Origin of the sequence: Agrobacterium deltaense RV3 (assembly GCF_900013505.1) — a bacterium.
In the GTDB taxonomy this organism is placed as follows: Bacteria; Pseudomonadota; Alphaproteobacteria; order Rhizobiales; family Rhizobiaceae; genus Agrobacterium; species Agrobacterium leguminum.
The window spans coordinates 1,117,979-1,141,225 of sequence record NZ_LT009746.1 but is presented as its reverse complement, the minus strand read 5'-3'; the positions used below and the strand labels follow the sequence as shown (position 1 = coordinate 1,141,225).

24 protein-coding genes are annotated in these 23,247 nt (G+C 60.5%); 14 read left to right on the top strand and 10 right to left on the bottom strand.

Annotated features, from left to right (window positions below; translation table 11 throughout):
• Nucleotides 1-123: 123 nt before the first annotated feature.
• The 6 genes from AGR7B_RS19615 to AGR7B_RS19590 all read left to right on the top strand — a co-directional run bounded on the left by AGR7B_RS19615 (nucleotide 124) and on the right by AGR7B_RS19590 (nucleotide 4,529).
• A complete protein-coding gene (locus AGR7B_RS19615; RefSeq protein ID WP_078053696.1) occupies nucleotides 124-534 on the top strand; it encodes a hypothetical protein in 411 nt (136 codons plus the stop codon).
• A gap of 87 nt (nucleotides 535-621) precedes the next feature.
• Nucleotides 622-852, top strand: coding sequence for a hypothetical protein (locus tag AGR7B_RS19610; RefSeq protein WP_003522077.1), 231 nt, complete (start codon nucleotides 622-624; stop codon nucleotides 850-852).
• Nucleotides 849-2,327: a TolC family protein gene (locus tag AGR7B_RS19605; RefSeq protein WP_080857639.1), complete on the top strand. Its 1,479-nt coding sequence runs from the start codon at nucleotides 849-851 to the stop codon at nucleotides 2,325-2,327. The genes AGR7B_RS19610 and AGR7B_RS19605 overlap by 4 nt, the downstream gene beginning before the upstream one ends.
• A 14-nt stretch (nucleotides 2,328-2,341) precedes the next feature.
• On the top strand, nucleotides 2,342-3,691 hold the full coding sequence (locus AGR7B_RS19600) for a multicopper oxidase family protein (protein ID WP_080857638.1): 1,350 nt from the start codon (nucleotides 2,342-2,344) through the stop codon (nucleotides 3,689-3,691).
• Nucleotides 3,692-3,744: 53 nt separating this feature from the next.
• On the top strand, nucleotides 3,745-4,221 hold the full coding sequence (locus AGR7B_RS19595; protein WP_080819833.1) for a cupredoxin domain-containing protein: 477 nt from the start codon (nucleotides 3,745-3,747) through the stop codon (nucleotides 4,219-4,221).
• Nucleotides 4,222-4,244: 23 nt separating this feature from the next.
• On the top strand, nucleotides 4,245-4,529 hold the full coding sequence (locus AGR7B_RS19590) for a copper-binding protein (protein WP_080857637.1): 285 nt from the start codon (nucleotides 4,245-4,247) through the stop codon (nucleotides 4,527-4,529).
• 88 nt (nucleotides 4,530-4,617) lie between these two features.
• On the opposite strand, the gene AGR7B_RS19585 is transcribed toward AGR7B_RS19590, so the two are convergent.
• A complete protein-coding gene (locus tag AGR7B_RS19585) occupies nucleotides 4,618-5,454 on the bottom strand; it encodes a phosphatase PAP2 family protein (protein WP_080857636.1) in 837 nt (278 codons plus the stop codon).
• Nucleotides 5,455-5,626: 172 nt separating this feature from the next.
• On the opposite strand from AGR7B_RS19585, the gene AGR7B_RS19580 reads away from it, so the two are divergent.
• The 3 genes from AGR7B_RS19580 (at nucleotide 5,627) to AGR7B_RS19570 (ending at nucleotide 8,583) form a co-directional block, all read left to right on the top strand.
• On the top strand, nucleotides 5,627-6,325 hold the full coding sequence (locus AGR7B_RS19580; protein ID WP_003522071.1) for a response regulator: 699 nt from the start codon (nucleotides 5,627-5,629) through the stop codon (nucleotides 6,323-6,325).
• Entirely contained in the window at nucleotides 6,322-7,479 is a 1,158-nt protein-coding gene (locus AGR7B_RS19575) for an ATP-binding protein (protein WP_080857635.1), read from the top strand. The genes AGR7B_RS19580 and AGR7B_RS19575 overlap by 4 nt, the downstream gene beginning before the upstream one ends.
• A gap of 150 nt (nucleotides 7,480-7,629) precedes the next feature.
• Nucleotides 7,630-8,583, top strand: coding sequence for a DUF535 family protein (locus tag AGR7B_RS19570; protein WP_080857634.1), 954 nt, complete (start codon nucleotides 7,630-7,632; stop codon nucleotides 8,581-8,583).
• Nucleotides 8,584-8,612: 29 nt separating this feature from the next.
• On the opposite strand, the gene AGR7B_RS19565 is transcribed toward AGR7B_RS19570, so the two are convergent.
• On the bottom strand, nucleotides 8,613-10,133 hold the full coding sequence (locus tag AGR7B_RS19565; RefSeq protein ID WP_080857633.1) for an MFS transporter: 1,521 nt from the start codon (nucleotides 10,131-10,133) through the stop codon (nucleotides 8,613-8,615).
• A 130-nt stretch (nucleotides 10,134-10,263) separates the two neighbouring features.
• Here AGR7B_RS19565 and AGR7B_RS19560 point away from each other — a divergent pair, with 130 nt between their 5' ends.
• Nucleotides 10,264-11,118 (top strand): LysR family transcriptional regulator, encoded by an 855-nt coding sequence (locus AGR7B_RS19560; RefSeq protein ID WP_162934206.1) that lies wholly within the window; start codon nucleotides 10,264-10,266, stop codon nucleotides 11,116-11,118.
• Between the two features lie 20 nt (nucleotides 11,119-11,138).
• Here AGR7B_RS19560 and AGR7B_RS19555 read toward each other — a convergent pair whose 3' ends face one another.
• Nucleotides 11,139-11,750 carry a 3'-5' exonuclease gene (locus AGR7B_RS19555; RefSeq protein ID WP_080857632.1) on the bottom strand — a complete coding sequence of 204 codons (612 nt, stop codon included), beginning with the start codon at nucleotides 11,748-11,750 and terminating at the stop codon, nucleotides 11,139-11,141.
• 97 nt (nucleotides 11,751-11,847) lie between these two features.
• Between AGR7B_RS19555 and AGR7B_RS19550 the strand changes: the two genes are divergently transcribed.
• Genes AGR7B_RS19550 through AGR7B_RS19540 form a run of 3 tightly spaced genes read left to right on the top strand, consistent with a single transcriptional unit; the run spans nucleotide 11,848 to nucleotide 15,284 of the window.
• On the top strand, nucleotides 11,848-12,927 hold the full coding sequence (locus AGR7B_RS19550) for a PspA/IM30 family protein (RefSeq protein ID WP_162934205.1): 1,080 nt from the start codon (nucleotides 11,848-11,850) through the stop codon (nucleotides 12,925-12,927).
• Nucleotides 12,927-13,586, top strand: a complete 660-nt coding sequence (locus tag AGR7B_RS19545) for an OB-fold-containig protein (RefSeq protein ID WP_080857630.1) — start codon at nucleotides 12,927-12,929, stop codon at nucleotides 13,584-13,586. The genes AGR7B_RS19550 and AGR7B_RS19545 overlap by 1 nt, the downstream gene beginning before the upstream one ends.
• Nucleotides 13,587-13,592: 6 nt before the next feature.
• Nucleotides 13,593-15,284 carry a flotillin family protein gene (locus tag AGR7B_RS19540; protein WP_080857629.1) on the top strand — a complete coding sequence of 564 codons (1,692 nt, stop codon included), beginning with the start codon at nucleotides 13,593-13,595 and terminating at the stop codon, nucleotides 15,282-15,284.
• 137 nt (nucleotides 15,285-15,421) lie between these two features.
• Here the strand turns inward: AGR7B_RS19540 and AGR7B_RS19535 are convergent, their stop codons facing one another.
• On the bottom strand, nucleotides 15,422-15,922 hold the full coding sequence (locus AGR7B_RS19535; RefSeq protein ID WP_280940468.1) for a TetR/AcrR family transcriptional regulator: 501 nt from the start codon (nucleotides 15,920-15,922) through the stop codon (nucleotides 15,422-15,424).
• A 148-nt stretch (nucleotides 15,923-16,070) separates the two neighbouring features.
• Between AGR7B_RS19535 and AGR7B_RS19530 the strand changes: the two genes are divergently transcribed.
• Nucleotides 16,071-16,853 (top strand): pyrroline-5-carboxylate reductase, encoded by a 783-nt coding sequence (locus AGR7B_RS19530; RefSeq protein WP_078053710.1) that lies wholly within the window; start codon nucleotides 16,071-16,073, stop codon nucleotides 16,851-16,853.
• Nucleotides 16,854-16,884: 31 nt separating this feature from the next.
• On the opposite strand, the gene AGR7B_RS19525 is transcribed toward AGR7B_RS19530, so the two are convergent.
• The 6 genes from AGR7B_RS19525 to AGR7B_RS19500 form a co-directional block, all read right to left on the bottom strand.
• Entirely contained in the window at nucleotides 16,885-18,483 is a 1,599-nt protein-coding gene (locus AGR7B_RS19525) for an MFS transporter (RefSeq protein ID WP_080857627.1), read from the bottom strand.
• Nucleotides 18,480-18,920 carry a DoxX family protein gene (locus tag AGR7B_RS19520; protein ID WP_065657449.1) on the bottom strand — a complete coding sequence of 147 codons (441 nt, stop codon included), beginning with the start codon at nucleotides 18,918-18,920 and terminating at the stop codon, nucleotides 18,480-18,482. Before AGR7B_RS19520 ends, AGR7B_RS19525 begins: the two co-directional genes overlap by 4 nt.
• 196 nt (nucleotides 18,921-19,116) lie before the next feature.
• Nucleotides 19,117-21,099: an amidohydrolase gene (locus AGR7B_RS19515; protein WP_080857626.1), complete on the bottom strand. Its 1,983-nt coding sequence runs from the start codon at nucleotides 21,097-21,099 to the stop codon at nucleotides 19,117-19,119.
• Entirely contained in the window at nucleotides 21,099-21,389 is a 291-nt protein-coding gene (locus AGR7B_RS19510) for a XapX domain-containing protein (protein ID WP_080857625.1), read from the bottom strand. Before AGR7B_RS19510 ends, AGR7B_RS19515 begins: the two co-directional genes overlap by 1 nt.
• Nucleotides 21,390-21,460: 71 nt before the next feature.
• On the bottom strand, nucleotides 21,461-22,153 hold the full coding sequence (locus AGR7B_RS19505; RefSeq protein WP_065657452.1) for a hydrolase: 693 nt from the start codon (nucleotides 22,151-22,153) through the stop codon (nucleotides 21,461-21,463).
• 143 nt (nucleotides 22,154-22,296) lie between these two features.
• Nucleotides 22,297-23,229, bottom strand: a complete 933-nt coding sequence (locus AGR7B_RS19500) for a VOC family protein (RefSeq protein ID WP_080857624.1) — start codon at nucleotides 23,227-23,229, stop codon at nucleotides 22,297-22,299.
• Nucleotides 23,230-23,247 lie beyond the last annotated feature (18 nt).

Here is a 23,247-nt window from a genome sequence, read left to right as displayed (position 1 = left end):
GCTGCAGACCCCGCGATTCCGCTTGCCGGCCTCGCTCCGCGTGAATTCGACATAACGGCTTTCGTCAATGGTTATGAGGGATATCCATTGACAAATCACAGGACTACAGCTTTTCTACGCAACATGCGTGAGATGTTGCGAGCATCGAAATTGCTGGCCCTGTTGTTTAGACTGGTGATGATACTGTCACTGGCTGGCTATAGTGTTTCCACCGTCAATGCCGCAATGCATCCTGCCGAAGCCGGTGGAATGCAGCACGATCAGTCCGCCATGATGGATCACGGCGCGACGATGGACCATGGCGCCTCAGCCATGATGTCCGACAGTCACGATCACAACGATATGGCCGAACAGGACGGCGGCGTCAAAAAGCCCGTCAAGCCGCAATGCTGCGGCGATTTCTGTCTCGGCATGGCGGTTCTGATCAGCCACGACACCATTGGCAGACCCGTCGTCAACAGCATCCGTTCCTTCCTCGACGACAGCAAGGCGCTGGGCCAGACCCCGCTCCTTCACCGCCCCCCGAATATCTGAACAGGCAAAGCCCGCCTTTGGGCAATGACCGTGCGTGAGCGGCTTTAGCGCCGCCGCGCCGTTGCATCTCCTATTCGGAAAATACCCATGAACCCAATTTACATTGTGGTTGCGGCGCCCCTGCTTCTGGGCGGCTGCACAGCCACATCCATGATGAACGACGCCGCCTCCTATGACGACGCGGCAAACCCTTCGCTCGGCGCGGCCCCCATCCGCTATCAGACCCCGGTCGCGGGTTACACGCACCGCGCGCCGGTGGACCCGAAGCCCTGGCGTAACCAGAACGATGCGCAGGCTCCGAAAGGAGACGCATCATGACGATACTTACCTTCAAACTCGGAGCGAAACTCGCGACCGCCCTTTGCCTGCCGCTTCTTCTCGGCAGCTGTGTCACGGCCGCCCAATATGCGTCGCGTGACGCCGGTTTCACCAATGTTTCGGCCAGGACATCCGAGGCGACAGGCAAGCAGGCGGTCTGGGTGCAAAACCGGGCCGAGGCGCAGGCGACGCAGGCCCGCGTCAAATCGCTGATGGCCGCCGGCAAAAGTCTCGATGTCGAGACGGCGGTGCAGGTTGCGCTCCTGAACAACAAGGGCCTTCAGGCAGCCTATGCCGATCTCGGCGAATCCGCCGCCACCGCATGGCAATCGACCATGCTGGTCAATCCGCGGGTCGGTATCGGGCTGACGGGGATCGGCGCCCCGGGGCTCAGGGCCTATCAGGCGATCGAGGGTGTCGTCGTCACCAATATTCTGGCGCTGGCCACCCTCAAGAAAAATGTCGAGATCGCCGATACCGGCTTCCGCAAGGCGCAGCTTGGCGCCGCGCTGAAGACGCTGCAACTGGCGGCCGATACCCGCCGCGCCTGGATTACCGCGGTGGCAGCATGGGAAAATGTCGGCCAGTTGGCGCAGGCACAGACCGCGGCGGATGCCGCCTCGGAACTTGCCGTGAAACTCGGCGAGGCGGGTTCGCTCAACAAGGAGGGCCAGGCCCGCGAACAGGTCTTTTACGCCGAGTTGACCGGCCAGATTGCCCGAGCGCGGCTTGAGGCCCGTCTTGCCAAGGAGGAACTGACCCGGCTGATGGGACTGTGGGGAGCGGATATCGAATACACCATTCCCAACCGCCTGCCCCCGCTTCCGAAAGCGCTTACCAAACGGGACATGATCGAGGCCGAGGCGCTGCAGCGCCGCGTGGATCTGCAGATGGCAAAGCTCGATCTGGAAGCGACCGCCCGGTCGTTCAAGCTCACGGAAGCCACCCGATACGTGACCGATCTCGAAATCCGTTCCGGCTTCGAGACCGAGCGCGAGCTGGAAGACGGCGAAATCCACAAGCAGACCACCGGCAATGCCGAGCTGGAATTCGTCATTCCGATCTTCGATTCCGGTCAGGCGCGCATGCGGGAATCCGAACTTGCCTATATGCGCGCGGCGAACCTGCTGGCGGAAAAGGCGGTCAATGTCCGCTCGGAAGCCCGCTCCGCCTATCAGGCCTATCGCTCGAACTATGACATCGCCCGGCATTACCGCAACAGCGTGGTGCCGCTGCGCACCAAAATCGAGGAGCAGTCGCTGCTGACCTATAACGGCATGATCACCAACACCTTCGAGCTTCTGGCCGACAGCCGGGAAAAGGTCAATTCAAGCCTGCTCGCCATCGATGCGAAACGTGACTTCTGGCTCGCCGAGGCCAGCCTCGCTCCCGCCATTTACGGTGGCGGCACGGGTGCTGCGGCTGGCGCGGAGACCGAGGTTGCCGCCGCTGGCGGCGGCGGTGGCGGACATTGAGAAAGGAAACGACCATGTTTAATAGAAGAAACTTTCTGGGTGTCGGCGCCGCAATGGTCTCCTCGGCGGCCTGGGCGAAAACATCCAACACCAGCCTGCCGGAAGCGGCCGTGATGGAAACGGCTGCGACCCAGGCCCCGGTCAAGCCCACCACCGGCCCGGATTACAACCCCGTCGTCACCTTGAACGGCTGGACCCTGCCCTTCCGGATGAACAACGGCGTCAAGGAATTCCACCTTGTCGCCGAACCGGTGGAGCGCGAAATGGCGGAGGGCATGACCGCCCGCCTCTGGGGTTATAACGGCCAGTCGCCCGGCCCGACCATCGAGGCCGTCGAAGGCGACCGGGTGCGTATTTTCGTCACAAACAAGCTGCCGGAACATACGACGATCCACTGGCACGGCATGATCCTGCCGTCCGGCATGGACGGCGTCGGCGGGTTGTCGCAGCCGCATATCCCGGTTGGCAAAACCTTCGTCTACGAGTTCGATCTCGTGAAATCCGGCACCTTCATGTACCACCCGCATTCGGACGAGATGGTGCAGATGGCGATGGGCATGATGGGTTTCTTCGTGATCCATCCGAAGGACCCGGCCTTCATGCCGGTGGACCGCGATTTCGTGTTCCTCATCAATGCCTTCGACATCGATCCCGGTTCCTATGTGCCGAAGATCATGACCATGACCGACTTCAATCTGTGGTCATGGAACAGCCGGGTGTTTCCGGGCATCGATCCGCTGGTGGTTTCCAAGGACGACCGGGTGCGCGTGCGCGTCGGCAACCTGACCATGACCAACCATCCGATCCACATGCACGGTTACGATTTCGAGGTGACCTGCACGGACGGCGGCTGGGTGCGGCCCGAGGCGCGCTGGCCGGAGGTCAGCATCGATATCCCCGTGGGTGCGATGCGGGCCTATGAATTCGACGCCAAATATGTCGGCGACTGGGCGATCCATTGCCACAAGTCGCACCATACGATGAATGCGATGGGACATGACGTCCCGACCTTCATCGGCGTCGACAAGAAGAGCGTCGCAGAGAAAATCCGCAAGGTGCGGCCGGAATATATGCCGATGGGCACCGCCGGCATGGCCGATATGGGCGCGATGGAAATGGAAATCCCCGAGAATACCGTACCCATGATGACGGGTTGGGGTCCGCACGGCCCCATCGAGATGGGCGGCATGTTCTCCGTGGTGAAGGTCCGCGAAGGCATCTCCGCGGGCGATTACTCAGATCCCGGCTGGTACGAAAACCCGCCCGGAACCCAGGCCTGGGAATGGACCGGCGAGTTGCCGGATACGACCAAGACCAATGACCCCAAAACGCAGATCACGCCGAAACCGATGAAACACGGCTGATCGCGCAGATCCCAACCCCCACAAGAACCCCACCAAAATCAAGGAAATATGGAATGACCAAACTGAAAATTGCACTGCTTCTTGCCGCTCTCGCCACGCCCGCCCTTGCGTCGGGCACCCACGGCGGCGGCCATGAAGCGATGGCGATCGGCGAACCGGGCGACAAGGCCAAGGTGACCCAGACCATTCAGGTGACGATGAAGGAAACGCCGGACGGCAAGATGCTCTTCACCCCCGCCAAGTTCGACTTCAAGAAAGGCAAGACAGTCCGCTTTGTCGTGAAGAACGTCGGCGAACTGGACCATGAATTCATTCTCGACGAACAGAAGGCCAATCTGGAGCACAAGGCCGCCATGGAGAAGGCTCCGGAGATGGAGCACGACAATCCGAACGCGATCAGCCTCGCGCCCGGCGAAAGCGGCGAAATCATCTGGAAATTCACCAATGACGGCATGTTCGAATTCGCCTGCCTGAAACCCGGACATTACGAGGCCGGCATGCGCGGCGATCTCAAAGTTTCTGCAAAGTAACCCGGCAACAAAGGAATCTGACCATGAAGACCATCGTTAAAATCACCGTTGCAGCAGCACTCCTGCTCACCGCTCCCTTCAGCGCCTTCGCAGAGGAATTCACCAAGGGAACGGTAAAGAAGGTCGATGCCGCAGCCAAGAAGGTCACCATCATCCATGAAGAACTGAAGAACCTCGACATGCCGGCCATGACGATGGTGTTCCGCGTCAAGGACGATGCGATCCTCGCCAAGCTCAAGGAAGGCGCCAATATCGAGTTCGTCGCCGAACGCGCCGACGGCAAGCTGGTCGTCGCCCAGGTGAAATAAGGCCATCTGGCCACTCCGCAAGAAACAGCACGGGCAGCGGTTTTCCGCTGCCCTTTTTGATATTGGGCGGATGTGATTCCCCTCAGCCTTATTGTCCCGCAAATGGCCTTGTTTCCGCGGCGGGCCGCGTCCCGTCGACCCTGCGGGAAAAGGCGGCGTCTATCGCCTGCCGGTTGTTCATGAACGGCCGCCGGAGCAGAAGGAACACCGCAAGCATCAAGGGCCAAGCAATCAGGACATCTGAGAGGAAGTGAGCGCCCATTGCGACCCTGTTCAGGGAGACAATCACGATGAATGGCGCCAGTATCGCGATGCCGATCAGGCGAAATTTCTCTGGCAGGAGAATGGTGAAGGCAAGAAGAGCGGCTGCGGAAGCGCTTTCACCGGAAGGAAAAGAGCAATTTCGGGCGCAGCCACCGTCAAGGGAAAGAACCGGTGTAAACAACAGGTCTCCCCCGAACTCGCCGAGATGGCGAGGTCTTGCCCTGCCAAACGCGTTTTTCAGTATATGAACCGTGGCACCCGGGCCCAGAGCAAAAAAGACGGCAATAAGCAGCAGCTTGTGCGGTGGTAAAACCCGAGGCAGGCCGCCCGAAAATGGCATGAGGACAAGCATGCACACCAGCCCCGACAACAAAACTGGCGGAAGCATGCGGTTCAGATCTCGGACGGAAACCAGGAACTCGTCCTCGCCAAGGTGGAAACGGTCCGTCCAGAATTGCCGGCTCACCTCAAGATCGATATCCGACCTGAGCGTGAAGACAATCATCATCGCAAGAGCGACCAGAAGAGCCAGCAGGGAGGAACTGCCGGCGGCACGCGAAAAAGCCTGACAGGCGACATGGATGGCGCCTGCGCGAAATTTCGACCTCCGGGTCCAATTCCGCTTTTTCCTGTCGGTTTTACTGGCGAGAGGCTGGTGCATGGCCAGTTCTCTTCCGCAGAAATGTCAAGGCTTTGCGGAGAAAGAGACAAGACTGCGAGGAAAGCGGCACCGATAGTGTTTATTCGGGGATGGAGGCTCTTGCCCGATGTTTCGCATCCGCTTAGCGTCCCGGCGTTACCACGGTTTACAGAAGCAGATTTGCGGATCGAGTATGGACAAAGGGCTTATTCTGATCGTCGAAGACGACCCCGATATTATTCAGATTCTGGACGCCTATCTCATTCGCGAAGGGTACAGAACCGTCAGGGCGAGCGACGGAGAAATAGCGCTGACGCATTTCTCCATGTTGAGACCGGATCTGGTTCTGCTCGACATTCGCCTGCCGAAGTTCGATGGCATCGAGGTGTTGAACCGCATCCGGCGGGAACGGGATACACCTGTCATCATGGTCACCTCCCTTGCGGAGGATATGGACAAGCTGACCGGCCTTCGCCTTGGCGCTGACGATTACATCGTCAAACCTTTCAATCCCCACGAATTGATCGCGCGGGTGAATGCCGTGCTGAAACGCACGCGACAGCCGGCCGCCGGTGGGGTCTTGCGCTTCGGGGCCATCGAAGTGGACACCGAAGCCTATGTCGCGGCCGTTTGCGGCGATGGGGGACGGACCGTTCTACCCCTGACGCTGAGCGAGTTCAGGATACTCGCCCATATGACGCGCCGCCCCACCCACGCCTTTCAGCGCGCCGATATTCTGGATGCCTGCCTGCCGGAAAGCGATGCGCTGGCGCGCACCATCGACACGCACATCGCCAATCTGCGCAAGAAACTGGCGGATCATGGCGCCTGCGGTTATCTGGTCTCGGTGCGCAGCGTCGGTTATCGGCTGGCCGGGGAGCAGAAACCATGAAACTCTGGCGACTGCGCCTGCGCACGATGACGGCGATCACGATCACCACGATGCTCATCTTTGCCGTCGCGTTGGTCTACTTCGGCGTTTCCTGGTATGCGGACAATATTGAAGAGCGCATCATCGCCCAGCTGTCGCCCGATGCCTCCAAGGCCTTTTCGGATATCGACCGGGGCGTGATGCCGGATCAGCGCCAGCTTCAGGCCCTTATCGAGGTTTTGCCGGGCCTGGAGGATGAGGCGGATAACGAGCTTATCAAATCGGTATTCCTCTTCGGATTGCTCGCTGTCCTTCTGTGCAGCCTGCTCGGTTATTTCATCTCCCGGCGCATTGCGGCACCTCTCGGCGAACTTGCCGATGCTGCTCGGCGCATGGCGACCGGCGATTTCAGCGGAGGCGCAAAGATCAAGGCGAACCCCATCGCCGAAGTCGCATTTCTGGTCGACAGTTTCGAGAGCCTGACGCGGGAACTTCAGATGATGGAGCGCCGGCTGAAGTTCAACACGATGGCGGTGGCCCATGAATTGCGCACCCCGCTGACGATCCTGCAGGGCCGTTTGCACGGCATCGCGGATGATGTCTTTCCCCTCGACAAGCAGGCCATTCGCCACCTCATCGTCCATGTGGAGGGGCTGGCGCGTCTTGTCGATGATTTGCGCACACTTTCCCTGGCAGAAACCAACAGCCTCGTCAAAGACACCGAGCCGCTTGATCTTGCCGCCGAATGCGCGGCCGTGGCTGAAGCGGCGCGGCCGCTGATGGATGAGGCCGGCATCGATATCGATATGTCGCTGGAGCCCGCTCCCGTTTGCGGCGACCGCCAACGCCTTCGGCAGCTGCTGCTGATCCTGATGGACAATGTGCGCCGCTACGCGGCGAGCGGCGGGTTTCTGCGCTGTTCGACCGGGCTTCAGGACGGGCGCGCCTTTGTCGCGATCGAGGATAAAGGGCCGGGCTTTCCCCCCGGCGTCGAGGCACACGGCATCGAACTCTTCTGGCGGATGGAACCGTCACGCGCGCGCAAAACCGGCGGCACGGGGCTTGGCCTGTCGATTGCCCGCGCAATCGCACGGGCGCATGACAGCGATCTGCAGATAAAGACACGACCGGACGGCGGAGCCATCGTGATAGTTGTCTTTGGGAAAACCTCCTGAAATCTCCCGGCCAACCGTCTCTTTGCGGTTGCTTGTTTTGCGCTGAGGCAACAAACCGGTCTTCACGTAGGGCAGGCCGTTTCTCGACAGAATCTTGACAATTCCGGCGCATGCCCCGGCTGAACGCCATGTTCTGCCGGAAGCCCATTTATGTCGCGCATTCAAGATGCTGCCGTTCTGGCAGAGAAACTCCCGGTCACGGATGATGTGGCCCAGACGGTTTCGGAAACACCCCGTTTTTTGTTGCTCTGGAGAATTATGACCTTTCCCCGGCGCGCCTACTGGAAGCGGGCGGTCCTTTTCTGGCTGCGTTTTGCGGCCAATCCATTGGTCACCTTTCGGTGGTGGCGGTTTCTGGCGGATTTTTCAGCAGCGCGAAAATTGCCGCTCCCGCATGACGACCTTCTTCAGAAACCCCTGTCGAAACTCCTCATCAATAAAGTTTCCCGGAAGAGACGGCTGGTTTTTCTCATGGATAATTTCGCAATTGCGGACCGGCATTTTTCCAGGAGCGTCATGGCCGGGCTGTGGGCGGGAAAGACCATTGATATGGGCACGGTTCGCGGCCGGAATGATGAATATCGATGCATACTGGCGCTCGCGGATTGCTGCGGCGGCCGGCACGAGGGTGCTTTTTCCGTCAGACTCATTCGCAGCCATGACAACACCATTCTCTGGACAGCAACATTCACTTTCGTTGAAGGGCGCGAGACACAGAACCACACGATTGTCGTTGGCGGCATGCAGGGTCCGCGCGCCGCGAAAGAGCAAATGGTGTCGATGACGCGCGACCTCTCGGGGCTTCGTCCGAAGGAGGCTGCACTCATGGTTCTGCAAGGCCTCGCCGCCGAGGGTGCACATGACTATTTCGCTGTCGCCCATTCCAGGCACCCCATCCGTTACCGGCGCGCCCGGCGGCAAAAAATGATGGTTTCGGACATCGATGCTTTCTGGCGGGAACGCTCTGGCGAGCCGGATGAAATATTCGGTTTCAAAGTACCCTTCTCCAGCCTCGAGGGTGGAGATAAACGCAGCCATATGAAGCTCACTTTTTTCAACCTCGGCAAACGTCTCGCCGAGGCCAGAATAAACGAAAGCGCCTGAGGCTCGTCCCAGGTTGCCTGGACGTCGCGCTAGTCATGAGCAGGTTTTCGCGCCAGACCGAAGATCATGAAACTGATGGCGGCAAGGAACCAGACGCTGATGCCGGCATAAAGCATGACGAGGCCGAACCCATCTGCAAGCGCGCGATGGACGAGTTCTTCCGAAACGCCCTGCGCAGAAGTGCCGGCAGTTCCCGCCGCGATCTTTTCCGCAAGCGACTGCAACGCCTCGATATCCGCAGCGGATGGCAGGTTTGCCCGAAGCGAAGCCCGGACGCCCTCGACCAGAATGAAACCCATGATCGGGATATTGATGGCGAGCGAGATCATGCGCGCACTCATGTCGATGCCCGAGGCCATGCCGGAACGGGCGGGGGAAACCGCGCCCGTGGTGGTGTTGGTAACAGGCGTATTGGTCAGTCCTAGCCCGATACCAGCGAGGATGCAGCCGGGCAGCATGGTGAGCCAGTTCGCATTTTCGATGCCGCTTCCAAATTTCATCAGCATGAAACCGAGGCCGATGGTAAACAGCCCGGCCGGAATGACGAGGCGCGGCTGGTAGCGCAGCGACAGCCGCTCCGCCAGCGGCGGCACCACCAGCGCCGGCAGCGTATAGGCAAGCAGGCCGAGGCCGGCGGTGACGCTGTCATAACCGAGGCCCGCCTGAAACCAGATCGGCAAATAGATCATGAACGGCCAGAAGCTGATATTCATCGCCGCAGAACCGATGATCGCCCCGGAAAAAGGCCGGATGCGGAACACAGAGAAGTCGAACATCGGTCTTGAACTAAGCTTTTCAGCAATCACGAAGGCAATGAAGCTCGCAGCCGCGACACCGAGGATCAGAAGCGCCGCCGGGCTCACAAAACCGAGCGCGGGCCCCTGAGTGATGAAAAAGGCAAGGCAAAAAACGGCGACCGAAAGGGTGACCATGCCGGCAAGATCGAGACGCGCCGCCTCCGGATCACGCGATTCTCCGACGCCGCCCGTGGCAAGCAGCCATGTTCCCGCGCCAAGCACGACGTGAACGAGGAACACCCATTCCCAGCTCCACAGCGCAACGATGGCGCCGCCGATGATCGGGCCGAAGCCCAGCCCCACGCCCGAGACGATGCCCCACCAGCCGAACGCCATGCCGCGTTCGCGGGCCGTGCGGAACTGATGCGACAGGATGGCGATCTGGCACACCAGCATCGCCCCGCCGCTCAGCCCCTGAAGGAAACGGGCGCCGATCAGCACCGAGACGTTTTCCGTCATTCCGCAGGCCAGAGAGGAAAGCGCGAAAGCGACGATGCTGGCGATAAAGACGCGTTTGCGGCCGAAGCGATCTGCCAGCGTCCCCGTCGCCATCAGCACCATCGTCACGCCGATGGTATAGGCGTTCATGATCCACTGAAGCTGACGGAAATCCGCATGCAGCACCTGTTCGAGTGTTGGCAGGATCGCCGGAACGCTGGAGATTTCCAGTCCGAACATCAGGGCGGAGAGACAAACGGCAGCAAGCGCCATGGCGCTTCTGCTGCTTGCGGGTGCGGCAACGGCAAGGGTCATTCTTCAGCCTTTCTTGGGTCGGCCCGCACTTGCGAAAACCGATCTGTGGAAGAGGCACGCTAGACAAAGCTTGACCATAACTGAATTGGATGATTGGCTATTTCAGAGACAACAAATTGGAATAATCGATATGAGCACGCTGGATGTGGAGGCCGTCGAAGCCTTCGTTACCATCGCTGATATGCAGAGCTTCACCCGTGCTGCCGAATCGCTCGGCACCACCCAGGGCGCCATCAGCGTCAAGCTCAAGCGGCTGGAAGACAGGCTCGGCCAGCGGCTGCTCGAACGCACACCGCGCTCAGTGCGGCTTTCGGCGCAGGGTGCGGTGTTTCTGGCGCCCGCCCGCGAGTTTCTCGCCGCGCATGACCGGGCGCTGGCGGGTCTTTCCTCCCCGCGCCGTCGTTTCGGCCTTGGCATTGCCGCCCATGTGGCGGGACCGGAGGTTCCGACCCTTCTTGCACGCCTCAACGACCATGACCCCGGGCTTACGATCGAAGTGCGCATGGATCATTCCCGATCCCTGCTGGACGCCTTCGACCGTGGGGAGATCGATGCGGCAATCATCCGGCGCGAGGATGATCGGCGGGACGGCGAGGTGCTCGGGCCGGAACATTTCGGCTGGTATGCAACCCCGCAGTTCAAACACCGTCAGGGCGAACCGCTGCGGCTGGCGGCGCTCTCGCCCGCCTGTGGCGTGCGTGACATCGCCACCCGTGCCTTGGACGCGGCTGCGATTGCGTGGACGGAGGTGTTTCTTGGCGGCACATCGTCGATGGTGACCGCCGCCGTCTCGGCCGGACTTGCGGTTTCCGCCTTCTCCTCCCGCCTCGCACCGCCCGGCACCGTGGAGGTCAGCCAGCGTTTTGGCCTGCCACCCCTGCCCTCCACGGAAATCATCATGTTTTCCACCCTGACAGACAGCAGATCCCGGGAAGCCTTACGCACGCTTGCCGCCGCCTTTCGCGAACATCGGCCGGGATCGTGACGCAATCCGTCTGACACCGGCTAAACACCGAACACCTCCGGCGTCAGTTTTCCGCCCCTCAGCAGATGTTGCAGCGCATATGAAACTGAAAGCGCATCATCGAGCGCATCGTGCCCCTGCAATGGCGGATGCTCGACACCGTAATAATCGGCCAGCCTGTTGCTCGGCGTTTTTGCCAGATCCTCCAACGGCATTCCCGCTGCAAGCAGAAGTTTGACGGCATTGTCGAAACGGTTGGCAGGGATGGGTGGCTGGATGCCGGCGACATAACAGCTGATCGCCACCATATTCAGCTCGTCCTTACCCCATGACCAGCACTGGGCACCTTCCGAGAAACTGTCGAAGCTTAAAAGGGCCTCCTGCAATGGAACGCCTTCCGCATCGATGATCTCCCCCGTGATCCCCGTCAGCCGGGTGAAGAACGGATCGATCGCATATCTTTCGCCATGACGGTCGACCGGACATATATAGGCCTTATAGGTCCCCAGAAGCGGAAAATCGCCCTCCAGCCCAAGCCTGACAGCGCCAATCTGCGCAATGACCGGATCGGGATCATGAGCCGCACACCAGAACCTGCGCTGGGAACCTTCCAGGCAGAGGAACTCGCAGTCGAATATGATTGCTTTTTTCATGAACCAGCCTTTCATTTCGCATAGGCCATATCTTGAAAGCACAAATGAAGTGCTTTATATATTTCGCATGAGCACGAAACTTTCGTCCCACGTTGTCATGGCACTGAATCTCTCGGAGGGGAACCGCTCTTCTCTCGAAGAGACGCTCCTTGCCTATCGGCAGGCGATGGCGATCCTTGACCGGACTGAAGGCGCTAATCTCGTAGCCCTGCATGCGGCAGCTTATGAAGAGATCAGGGTCAAGACCAGCCTTCCTTCCCGCATGGTGACGCTGGCTCTGCGCGACCATAGCCAACGCGATCCGCAAGAGCCGGTGCGGGACATTCCGCTCGACAGCAAGCTCTTTTCGGTCAAAGGGCCGGACACGGTAAGCATCGCCACCCTCTCGGGCCGCGTCGTGGTGCCCTATACCGTTCGTGGCTATCACGACGGCTGGAATGACTTTTCAGAAGCGCGCCTCGTGTTCGAGGGTAAAACCATCAGCATCCATGCCGGAATAAAAACCGGCTTTCAACCAAACAGGGAGGCTTCGATGAACAATGAAGGTATTCTTGGGCGACTCGGGCGTGTCATCGCCGGCGTCATGAACAACGCTGTCGATGCGGCGGAGGCGTCCAATCCGGTGGCAGTAGCGCAGCAGGCGGTGCGGGAAATCGCTCAGATCGCCGATGAGGCCCGATCCGCGCTTGGCGTGGCGGTCGCAGCCGGCCATCGCCTGAAAGCCAAGGCCGCCGATCTCGACGAAGAAATTCGCGACCTCGACGACAAGATCAGGATCGGACTTGAAAACGGCCGCGAGGATTTGGCCCGCGCGGCAACCGGGCTGCAGATCGATCTGGAAGCGCAACGGGAAGCTCTGAACAAGGCGATTCTCGAGAACGCTGCCGAAATTGCCGAGGCGGAAACCACATTGCGCAGCATCGCCTCCGCAAAGGCGGATGCGCAAAAGCGGCTTGAGGACGCCAAGCGTGCCGAACGCATCGCACCGGCAACCGATACGACCCCATCCCAGCGCAACGACCGCCGTCTGGCTGACGCGCTCGACGCTATCGAAAGAGTAACCGGCACCCCCGCCAAGCCCAATAACGGAACGGCGGAGGTTGAAGAACTCGGCCGGATGCAGCGCCAGAGCGCCATCGAAGCACGGCTCAAGGCATTTCGTGAAGGGCAGCGCTGATGGAGAGCATTGTCCAGCCAGGCACTGCTCCCTTCTGGATCGCCTTGCTGACGGTCTTCGGCCTTGGCATCGTCGAACTCGTCTCTGTTCTTCTTGGTGTATCGGCTTCGGGACTGCTTGACGACAACTTCAGTTACCATGCGCCCGGGGATGCCGAGGCGGGGTTACTCGGCAGCTGGATGTCCTGGCTTAATGCGGGCGGCGTGCCGCTTCTTGTTCTGGCGGTCATCCTGCTCTCGGTTTTTTCCGTCGCCGGGTTCTTCATTCAGGGGGTCGCTTCCGCAACGCCGCTCGGGCCATTGCCGCCCTATCTGGCCATGATCGGTGCCATTGCCGCCGCCCTGCCGGCCACGCGGTCACTCAGCCGCGCTGTTGCGAAGGTCATTCCACGCGATGAGACAAACGCGCTCGAGCAGACCGATTTTCTGGGACTTGTGGGCACGGTCACCATCGGGCCTCTCGATCAGGGCAAGCCCGGCACCGTGCGGGTCAAGGACCGGCACGAGAATATTCACTTCCTGCGCACACAGGCTGCATCCGGTCACACGATCGATACGGGTGCGCAGGTATTGATCGTCGACGGTGCGGACGGGCTTTTTCAGGCCATTCCCGCACCGCCGGACCTGGAAATTCACCATAGCGGGCATCATAGGGGCTAACTCACCATGGATTTCTTTTCTCTGGGCCTGATTGCGGGGGCCATCGTCACGGCCATCGTCGTCATCGGCATCATAATGACATCGCTCTACACGCGGTCGACACGCGACAAAGCCTATGTAAGGACCGGTCTCGGCGGTAAGAAAGTCGTTCTCGATGGCGGCGCCATCATCCTGCCGATCTTCCATTCCTATTCCTGGGTCTCGCTCAGCACACTGCGACTGGAAGTGAAAAGATCAGAACATGAATCCCTGATCACAAAGGATCGCATGCGGGCCGACATCACCGCTGAATTTTACGTGCGGGTTAAACCCGATGCAGAAAACATCGCACTTGCCGCCCAGACACTTGGCGACCGGACAAATGATGCCGATGCGCTGAAGTCACTGGTCGAAGCGAAATTTGTCGACGGTTTGCGCTCGGTTGCAGCCACCATGTCGCTGCGCGATCTTCAGGAGCAGCGTGCCGAATTCGTCAAATCCGTACAGGCGGCCGTCGCGCACGATCTGCAGTCCAACGGTCTGGAACTGGAATCGGTCTCGCTGACACGGCTCGATCAAACCGATATCAAGCACTTCAACCCCAACAACTCGTTCGATGCAGAAGGCCTGACGGCGCTCACCCGGATAACCGAAGAGCGTAAACGCGAACGCAACCAGATCGTCCGCGACAACGAGGTCGAAATTGCCACGAAGGACCGTGAAGCGGTGCTGCGACGCTTGACCATCGAACGCGAACAGCGCGATGCGGAACTGACGCAGGAGCGCGATATCGCCAACAAGACGGCGGAAACCCGGGCAGAAGCGGCAAGGGCCGAGCAGGCGGCCCGCCTCAACGAGGAAACGGCAAAGCTCGATACGGAGCGCGGCATCGCCGAACGGGATGCTCAAGCCCGCCAGGCGCGTGAAACTGCCCGCATCGAAGCCGAGCGCGGTATTGCCGAACGCGAGGCGGAAGCGCGCAAAATCACCGAAACGGCGCGAATCGAAGCCGCTATTGCCGTGGCGCAGAAGGTGGAGCAGGAACAGGCTGCCCGCGCCAAGGCGGACGAAGCCAAGGCTTCCGCCATCACTGCGGAAGAACAGGTGGCAACAGCCCGCGAAGTGGAAATCGCCGAACGCGCCAAGCGCATCGCCGTGATCGACGCACGCAAGGCGGCAGAGCAGGAAGCGACGGCCATCACGGTAAAGGCGGAAGCCGAACGGCAGGCCGCCGAGAACCTGGCTGCTGCCACCAAGATCGGCGCCGAAGCCGAGGCACAGGCCGCGAAAATCCGTGCCGAAGGCGTCATCGCGCTCGGCGATGCCGAAGCGCAGGCGGAACGTGCAAAGAACGATGCACGCAATGCGCTATCGGGCGACATCATCGCATTCGAACTCGCCCGTGCAAGGATCGCTATCATTCCCGAAGCACTTTCCGAGGCGATGAAGCCCATCGAGAAGATCTCCGATATCCGCATCTTCAGCGCGGGTAATCTGGCCGGCGCCCTCGGTGGCGGCGGCGACGCCAAAAACGGCAATGGCCTCGGCGATCTTTCGAGCCAGCTTCTGAGCTTCACTGCGCAAAAGCCGGTTCTTGACGAAATCCTTGCACAGGCCGGCTTCAAGGGTACGGACCCGACACAGGCTTTGTTGTCTGCATCAATCGCGAACGCCACGGATCACCCGGCACCGGGAAAACAGCAACCTAAAGAGACGTAAAAGTCCTATTCTCTCCTAAGACAACACGCGCGGTCAGCCTGCAGGCGGCCGCGCTTTTCATTTACTCCGCAGCATGCGGCACCGGAAGCTCCGATGGTTCCAATCAGGCCTCTGCGTGAAAACGCACCGGCATACGCCTAGGCAGACTGAAGCAGGCTGCTCTCCAGTGTCTTAAACGACGTGACATCCTGACGAGCCAGTGAAACAACCCACGCGCCCTGCAGCCCGATCACCAGTTTTTCGGCATCGGTCTGCGGATCGTGACTGCCCAGGCGCTTTGCCTGAGCTGCGATCCTTGCGGTCCAGTCATTGAGCACATCCGCACCGATCTGGCGCAAATCGGGCTTTTCATCGCCGGCCTGAACGATGCTGAGCACCGGGCAACCCATGAGGCCATTTTCCTGCGAGAGGCGGGCTATCGCACGGCACAGCGCGACGGAGCCCGAAGCGAAGCTCTCCGCGTCCTCGAAACTCGCGTCGATCAACTCTGCCACCTTCTGGCCCGCCCATCGCGTCGCCTCGGCGGCAAGCTGCTCCTTGCCACCGGGAAAATGATAATAGAGGGAGCCTTTCGGCAGGCCCGTCTCCGCAAGAATTTCAGCCAGTCCCACGCCGGCATAACCACGCCGCCGAAACAGCGCGGAGGTGGTTCCGGTCTGTGAACGTATCGATCAGCCGGCATTCGACGGGTCCCGCCTCAGCCTCGACCGCAAATTTCCCCCTCTGCTTGTCGACAATTCCGGACGGAAAAATTAGCATCGCGCGAAACGCCGCAGCGGAGCAATCATGTCACTTCCTCAGAAAATCGGTTTTATCGGAACGGGAGCCATCACCGATGCAATGGTCAGGGGCCTGCTCGCCAGACCTGCCGCCGTGCCGCATGTCATGGTGTCCCAGCGCAGTGCCGATATCTCGGCGAGACTTGCCGCCGATTTCCCGCAGGTGATCGTCTCCGGCGACAATCAGGCAATCGTCGATGGCTGCGATACCGTCATGCTGGCTATCCGGCCGCAGATCGCTGAAGAAGTCATCCGGCCCCTGCGGTTCCGGGACGGGCAGAAGATCGTCAGCGTCGTTGCCGCAACCGGCCGTGAGGCGCTTCTGGAGTGGATCGGCGCGGATGTGCGTCTCAGCCAGGCGATCCCGCTGCCCTTCGTTGCCCGGCGCAAGGGCGTCACCGCCATTTATCCTGCCGATATGGATACAGCTGCTATCTTCAACGTGCTCGGCAATGCGGTGGAATGCGAGACCAAGGCGGAATACGATCTTTTGGCCGCCGCCAGCGCTCTGATGGCCACCTATTTCGGCATCATGCAAACCACGACGGAATGGCTTGCCGAGAACGGTCTGCCGGAAGAAAAGGCGCGCGCCTATCTCGCGCCCCTCTTTGCCGGCCTGTCCGAGGTGGCCATGCTTGCCGGCAGCAGAACGGATTTCATCGATCTCAGCCGTGAATTCGCCACCAAGGGCGGCCTCAACGAGCAGGTGCTGCTGGATTTCGACGGCAAGGGCGGTTCAGGGGCCCTGAAAGATGCACTGAGCCGTGTGCTGGAGCGGATCACGCAATAACGAAAAGGGGCCTTTTCGGCCCCTTTCCGTTTTACGCCTTCCCCGGGCGGTTGATTGTGAGGAAGTGCCGTACCACCGGCTTTTCCAGCCCGGAATGATAAGCCAGCACCTTGCCCTGCAAATCCGCATCCGCGTGGGAAACCCGCTTGTGTTGACGCAGATGCTCGGCCCAGGATTCCACCATGAACCATTCGACGATCTTCTGCGGATCGGCGGAGTCCTCCGTCACACCCCAGCCATAGGCGCCATCGCGGCGACGTTCCTGGGAAAGCTCGTCCAGTGCATGCAGGAAAGCGGAGCGGTGATGCTTTTCGACATTATATTCGATGAGGATGAGAACCGGGCCGCGATCATGGGCCACCGGCTCGGCCACGAGCGGTTCGGGCCAATGGTTGGACGGCACCATATCCGCATCACCTGCAGGCAGTTTCAGGCGGTGCATGACGAGGCCCGCAACCAGCAATCCCGCAGCGCCGATCAGCAACGCACCCGGCACACCTGTGGCTTCACCAACAGCACCCCAGCCAAGGCTGCCGGCCGTCATCGCGCCGTTGAAGACAGTGAGATAGACAGCAAGGCCACGGCCACGCACCCAGTTTGGCAGAACTGCCTGGGCTGCCCCGTTCAGCGTCGTCAGAGCGGTGATCCATGCGCCGCCGAGGAACAGCAGGACGATGATGGCAAGCCACTTCGGCGGTGCGAGCGAAAGCGCGGCCATGACCAGTGCGGTAATGACGGCAGCACCGAGAAGCAGGGCATCGGCATCGAAACGTTCGCGCAGCTTCGGCATGACCAGCGCGCCGCCGATGGCGCCAGCGCCGACAGCACCGAGCAGGATACCGTAGAAGCTTGCATCTCCGCCGAGCAATTGCCGGGCAACCAGGGGCAGCAGCGCCCAGACGGCGCTGGCGAAAGCGAAGAAGATCGCGGCCCGCAGCAGCACGACATGAAGCGGCTTGCTGGCACGGGTGTAACGAAGGCCCGCCCGGAAAGCGCCGAGGAAACCTTCGGCCAGCGCATCATCAGCGTTCTTTACCCGCGGCCACCACAAAAGGGCGGCGATGACGACGAAGTAACTGGCGACATCGGCGCCATAGGTAAAGGCCGCCCCGAAGGCCGCAAGAAGGATGCCGCCGGCGGCGGGACCGATGGAACGGGCGATGTTGATGCCCAGCGAATTCAGCGCCACGGCGCTTTTGATATCCTCACGTTTCACCAGTTCCGGCACGATGGCCTGCCAGGTCGGCCCCATCAGCGCAGCGCCGATGCCGCCGAGGAAGGTGAGCCCGATCAGCGCGCTGACGGACAAAAGGCCCGTATGGGAAAGAACCATGAGGGTGACGCTGACCGAGGCCAGCAGAAGCTGCACCGCGATCAGGAACTTGCGGCGGTCGAGAATGTCGGTCAGCACGCCGGCCGGGATCGCCAGAAGAAAGATCGGCAGGGTTCCGGCCGCCTGAACCATGGCGACGGCCGCCGGCGAGGCCGAAAGATCGGTCATCAGCCATGAACTGGCGACATCGCGCATGAAGCTGCCGGTATTGCCGAGCACCGTCGCCGCCCAGAGAACAGCGAAAACCGGTTGCGCAAGGGGAGCAAAGCTGCTCGCGGAGGTTTTTGCGGCACTCATTTGCCTGTTCCTTTCGTGAGATCGATTGCGGCGACGATGATGAAGGCACCGGCAAGGCCAAGATGTTCGAAGAAGGCGTTGGTGGCCATCATGCGGTCCATGCCGGGCGCCATTTCCCAGAAGCGGAGAGCGATGAAGGTGGCGAGAAGCGTGAAGCCTGCAAGCGCCAGCGCACCGGCCCAGCGCAGGAAGCCCGACACCACCAGTGCGGAGGCGGTGAGCTCGAACAGGATGACGACGACAGCGAATGCGACCGCCGGCTGAAGGCCAAAATGGTTCATCTCCGCAATCGCGCCGGGAAAGTCGAAGATCTTGGTCAGCGGCCCCTGAATATAGGCCGAGCAGAGCGCCAGAAGCGCTAGGGTTTTTGTGGTGGGTGCGGCAACGATATCCGCGAGAAGCCCGCGAAGGCGAAAGGTTGAAGACGGCTCGGTCATTTGTTGCTCCTGCGATCTGGCCGGTCGGTTCGAGCGGCGCTGCGTTCATCTGATGGAGCGATATTGGCGCAAAGGATTACCGCCAACAATTGCATCAATAGTTTCGATATAATTGCGTAATTTGCAACATTATCCCATTCACGCTCGGCCGGGCAGCAGCTATCCGCTGCCCGGTGGATATTTGTGCTGGCCGGGCTCAGACTGCCCAGCAGGAGCAGCCCAGCACTCCGAAAAAGCCCTTCAGATCGGCAATCGGCAATTTCGACGTCCATGCGCCGGCGTGGTCGTGGCCGTGAACGCCGCAATCATTGGCGCAGCCGCAGGAGGAGATCGCAGCCCGTCTGAGTGAATTCTTTCCAGCGCCCTGCGGCTCACCCCAGGCGGCATAACCGCCGAAGGTTCGCACAGGCGACCAGTCGGGCATCGCCGGCGGAATATTGCTTTCATCCAGCGTTCTGAAGTCACCGGCGCCATAGACGATCTTGCCGCCCACCATGGTCAGTTCCGAGGTGAGGAAGGAAATCTCATCTTCCGCGCAGGAGAAATAATCCTTGTCCGGCACCACGAGATCGGCGAACTGGCCTTTTTCGATGCGGCCCTTCTTGCCCTCCTCGTTCGAGAACCAGGTGACTTTTTCGGTCCACATGCGCAGCGCCGTCTCGCGATCGAGGCAATTGGCGCGCGGATAAAGCTGCATGCCGCCGACCGTCTTGCCCGTCACCATCCAGAACAGCGACACCCAGGGATTATAGGAGGCGACACGCGTTGCATCCGTACCGGCCGAAACGTTCACGCCCTTTTCCAGCATCCGCGCAATCGGCGGTGTGGCTTCCGCCACGCCCTGACCATAACGCTCGACGAAATATTCGCCCTGATAGGCCATGCGGTGCTGGGTGGCGATGCCGCCGCCAAGGGCTGCGATACGGTCGATGGAGCGGTCGGAGATGGTTTCGGCATGATCGAAGAACCAGTTCAGCCCTTCGAGCGGAATGTCCCGGTTAACCTTTTCGAAGACATCCAGCGCCCGCGAAATCGTCTCGTCATAGGTGGCGTGCAGACGCCAGGGCCAGCGGTTTTCCGCCAGAATGCGGACGACGTCTTCGAGCTCGCCTTCCATTTCCGGCGGCATGTCCGGGCGTGGCTGGCGGAAATCCTCGAAATCGGCAGCGGAAAAGACCAGCATTTCGCCTGCGCCATTGTGCCGGAAATAGTCGTTGCCCTGCTTGTATTTGACCGATTGCGTCCAGTTGAGGAAATCTTCCTTCTCCTGTTTCGGCTTCTGCGTGAAAAGGTTGTAGGCCAGCCGAACCGTCATCTGGTTCTCATCCGACAGCTTCTGGATCACCTCGTAATCGTCAGGATAATTCTGGAAGCCGCCGCCGGCATCGATCACGCCGGTCACGCCCAGCCGGTTCAGCTCGCGCATGAAGTGGCGGGTGGAATTGACCTGATAGTCGAGCGGCAGCTTCGGCCCCTTGGCAAGCGTCGAATAGAGGATGCCGGCATTCGGCTTGGCGAGCAGCAGGCCGGTCGGATTGCCGTTGGCGTCGCGGGTGATCTCGCCGCCGGGCGGGTTCGGCGTATCCTTGGTATAACCGACGGCGCGAAGCGCTGCGCCGTTCAGCAGTGCCCGGTCGTAAAGATGCAGCAGGAAGACCGGCGTATCCGGCGCCACCGCATTGATCTCCTCGATGGTCGGCAGGCGCTTTTCGACGAATTGGTGCTCGGTGAAACCGCCAACGACGCGCACCCATTGCGGGGCCGGCGTGATCGCCACCTGCCGCTTCAGCATGTCCATGGCATCGGCAAGCGAGCGCACGCCGTCCCAGCGCAGTTCCATGTTGAAATTCAGGCCACCGCGCACGACGTGGGTGTGGTTGTCGATCAGGCCGGGCAGAACCCGCTTGCCCTTCAGGTCGACGATCTTCGTATCCGGCCCGGCAAGGGCCATGACCTCGGCATCGCTTCCGACTTCCAGGAACAGGCCATCCTTGATGGCCACTGCCGTTGCATTGGGATTGCCGCGATCAAGCGTCGTGACGCGGCCGTTGTGAAGGATCGTATCTGGATGCATGGAAGAACCTCCGGTCTTGATGGGATCAGCGGCCTTAGCCGGTGAAAACAGATTCGGAAAGGCAAGGCTCGAAGCCGCGCCAAGAAAGGTGCGTCGTGTCGGCATCAGCTTCTCTCCCGCTCGATCGGCTGTTTAACTTCGGCGAGACCCGTGGTTTCAGCGCCACCCTTCGGCATATGGCCGAACATGTGCGGCTTGATCTGGTTGATCCACGAAACGACGGCCGGTTCCTTGCCGGCAATCGTCTTTGCGAAAGGGATTATCTGCTCGCCGACCAAAATGCCGAGCAGACCGACGAGAGCGATGACGGGCGGTGCGGGAGAACGCACATTGAGCAGGCTGTAAACGATGCCAACCAGCAGACCGGCGCCAAGGGACAGAAGATAGACTTTCATGGGAACCTCCTGATGGGTGAAAGCCGCACCGGGCTGGATGACGATCCTGCCGGCGCGGCGTGGTTGAAAGCTTATTTCTTGGCCGGGTTGGGGCCGATGCGCTTGCCGTGCTTGACGCGTTCTTCACCGCCATGGACATGGGTGACGGCATAGTCGATGCCCATGCCGTAAGCGCCGGAATGTTCCTTCACCAGCGAGGTGACGGCGTCATAGGTTTCCTTGCGGGCCCAGTCGCGCTGCCATTCGAGCAGCACCTGCTGCCAGGTGACGGGAATGATGCCGGCCTGCACCATGCGGTCCATGGCATATTTGTGCGCATCGACAGAGGTGCCGCCGGAAGCGTCCGCCACCATGTAGATCTCGTAATCTGCGACATCATGGAGTGCGGAGAGCGCAAAGGTGGTGTTGCACACTTCCGTCCACAGGCCGGAGACGACGATCTTCTTGCGGCCACCGGCGGCGTTCTTCGCCAGCGCATCGCGGACATTCTGGTCATCCCAGGAATTCATCGAAGTGCGTTCGAGAATGTCGTTTTCAGGGAAGACCGCAAGCAGTTCCGGAAAGGTGTTGCCGGAGAAGCTTTCCGTTTCGACCGTGGTGATGGTCGTCGGAATGTTGAAAATCTTTGCCGCCTTGGCGAGGCCGACGACATTGTTCTTCAGGGTCTGCCGGTCGATAGACTGCACACCGAAAGCCATCTGCGGCTGCTGGTCGATGAAGATGAGCTGGCTGTTGGCGGGGGTAAGGACTTCGAGCTTGGACATTTTCAGTTCTCCGTTCAGGTGGTGGTTGCCGATCTACGGCGGTGGAAATTGAGAAGGCTTCGCCGGCCGGCTGCCCGGCAGGGGCAGCCGTCTTGAAAAGCGAGGGTCTGTCTTGGTCAGTGGATGCGGATCAGAGACCCGCTTTATGCTGCAAGCGGAGCGAGGTTCGCCTCGATCTGATTGCGGAAAGGCTCGTAGCGGCTCGGCAGCTTGAGCGCTTCGCCCAGATGCGCGGTATCCTCGTCACGGTCGAAACCGGGCTCATTGGTGGCGACCTCGAACAGGATGCCGCCCGGCGTGCGGAAATAGATCGCCCAGAAATAATCGCGGTCGATGACGGGCGTGACCTGATAACCCGTATCCATCAGCGCCTTGCGCACTTCCAGCTGCTTCTCGCGGTTTTCGACTGCGAAGGCGATATGGTGGACCGAGCCCGCTCCCGAACGGGCAAAGGGTGTCTTGGGCAGGGCCACAAGATCGATCGTATCTGCCCCGTTACCGCCGGGAATGACGAAACGCGTCACATTGCCTTCAACGTCAGTCCGCTCATAACCCATGAAACGCAGCAGTTCTTCGGTTGCGGCAGTGTCGTGCAAATTGAACCGTGCGCCGGTGAAACCGCGTATGGCGTTGTCTTCGGAAATTCCCTCGGCCAGCCAGGCGGCACGGGCGTCGTCGCCTGTTTCGATCAGAGCAAGACCATCGCCATCGGGGCCGGTGAAGCGCAGGCGATTAGCGCCGAATACCGTGTCGGCCTGAACGCCGGCAGCGCCCTTGGCAAGGAGACGCTCTTTCCAGAAACCCAGCGAACCCTTCGGGATGGAAAACTGCGTCTCGCCCACTTCGCCGACGCCGGGACGGCCGGCCATCATGTTGGCGAAGGGAAAATAGGTCATGACCGTGCCGGGCGTTCCCTTTTCGTCGCCGTAATAAAGGTGATAGACGCTGGGTTCGTCGAAGTTGACGGTTTTCTTCACCCGGCGCAGGCCGAGCGTATCAGTGAAGAAACTGTTGTTCTGCCGCGCGTCCGACGCCATGGAGGTGACGTGGTGCAGGCCCTTGATATCCTTGATCATCGTCGGCGCCTTTCATCT

What these genes read in the sequence shown, in the direction of transcription:
- AGR7B_RS19580 (WP_003522071.1), top strand. Translation starts at nt 5,627, where the DNA reads ATGGACAAAGGGCTTATTCTGATCGTCGAAGACGACCCCGATATTATT.
- AGR7B_RS19540 (WP_080857629.1), top strand. Translation starts at nt 13,593, where the DNA reads ATGGATTTCTTTTCTCTGGGCCTGATTGCGGGGGCCATCGTCACGGCC.
- AGR7B_RS19615 (WP_078053696.1), top strand. Translation starts at nt 124, where the DNA reads ATGCGTGAGATGTTGCGAGCATCGAAATTGCTGGCCCTGTTGTTTAGA.
- AGR7B_RS19525 (WP_080857627.1), bottom strand. Translation starts at nt 18,483, where the DNA reads ATGAGTGCCGCAAAAACCTCCGCGAGCAGCTTTGCTCCCCTTGCGCAA.
- AGR7B_RS19575 (WP_080857635.1), top strand. Translation starts at nt 6,322, where the DNA reads ATGAAACTCTGGCGACTGCGCCTGCGCACGATGACGGCGATCACGATC.
- AGR7B_RS19505 (WP_065657452.1), bottom strand. Translation starts at nt 22,153, where the DNA reads ATGTCCAAGCTCGAAGTCCTTACCCCCGCCAACAGCCAGCTCATCTTC.
- AGR7B_RS19510 (WP_080857625.1), bottom strand. Translation starts at nt 21,389, where the DNA reads ATGAAAGTCTATCTTCTGTCCCTTGGCGCCGGTCTGCTGGTTGGCATC.
- AGR7B_RS19555 (WP_080857632.1), bottom strand. Translation starts at nt 11,750, where the DNA reads ATGAAAAAAGCAATCATATTCGACTGCGAGTTCCTCTGCCTGGAAGGT.
- AGR7B_RS19520 (WP_065657449.1), bottom strand. Translation starts at nt 18,920, where the DNA reads ATGACCGAGCCGTCTTCAACCTTTCGCCTTCGCGGGCTTCTCGCGGAT.
- AGR7B_RS19500 (WP_080857624.1), bottom strand. Translation starts at nt 23,229, where the DNA reads ATGATCAAGGATATCAAGGGCCTGCACCACGTCACCTCCATGGCGTCG.
- AGR7B_RS19545 (WP_080857630.1), top strand. Translation starts at nt 12,927, where the DNA reads ATGGAGAGCATTGTCCAGCCAGGCACTGCTCCCTTCTGGATCGCCTTG.
- AGR7B_RS19550 (WP_162934205.1), top strand. Translation starts at nt 11,848, where the DNA reads ATGGCACTGAATCTCTCGGAGGGGAACCGCTCTTCTCTCGAAGAGACG.
- AGR7B_RS19560 (WP_162934206.1), top strand. Translation starts at nt 10,264, where the DNA reads ATGAGCACGCTGGATGTGGAGGCCGTCGAAGCCTTCGTTACCATCGCT.
- AGR7B_RS19515 (WP_080857626.1), bottom strand. Translation starts at nt 21,099, where the DNA reads ATGCCGACACGACGCACCTTTCTTGGCGCGGCTTCGAGCCTTGCCTTT.
- AGR7B_RS19605 (WP_080857639.1), top strand. Translation starts at nt 849, where the DNA reads ATGACGATACTTACCTTCAAACTCGGAGCGAAACTCGCGACCGCCCTT.
- AGR7B_RS19565 (WP_080857633.1), bottom strand. Translation starts at nt 10,133, where the DNA reads ATGACCCTTGCCGTTGCCGCACCCGCAAGCAGCAGAAGCGCCATGGCG.
- AGR7B_RS19600 (WP_080857638.1), top strand. Translation starts at nt 2,342, where the DNA reads ATGTTTAATAGAAGAAACTTTCTGGGTGTCGGCGCCGCAATGGTCTCC.
- AGR7B_RS19590 (WP_080857637.1), top strand. Translation starts at nt 4,245, where the DNA reads ATGAAGACCATCGTTAAAATCACCGTTGCAGCAGCACTCCTGCTCACC.
- AGR7B_RS19530 (WP_078053710.1), top strand. Translation starts at nt 16,071, where the DNA reads ATGTCACTTCCTCAGAAAATCGGTTTTATCGGAACGGGAGCCATCACC.
- AGR7B_RS19595 (WP_080819833.1), top strand. Translation starts at nt 3,745, where the DNA reads ATGACCAAACTGAAAATTGCACTGCTTCTTGCCGCTCTCGCCACGCCC.
- AGR7B_RS19585 (WP_080857636.1), bottom strand. Translation starts at nt 5,454, where the DNA reads ATGCACCAGCCTCTCGCCAGTAAAACCGACAGGAAAAAGCGGAATTGG.
- AGR7B_RS19570 (WP_080857634.1), top strand. Translation starts at nt 7,630, where the DNA reads ATGTCGCGCATTCAAGATGCTGCCGTTCTGGCAGAGAAACTCCCGGTC.
- AGR7B_RS19610 (WP_003522077.1), top strand. Translation starts at nt 622, where the DNA reads ATGAACCCAATTTACATTGTGGTTGCGGCGCCCCTGCTTCTGGGCGGC.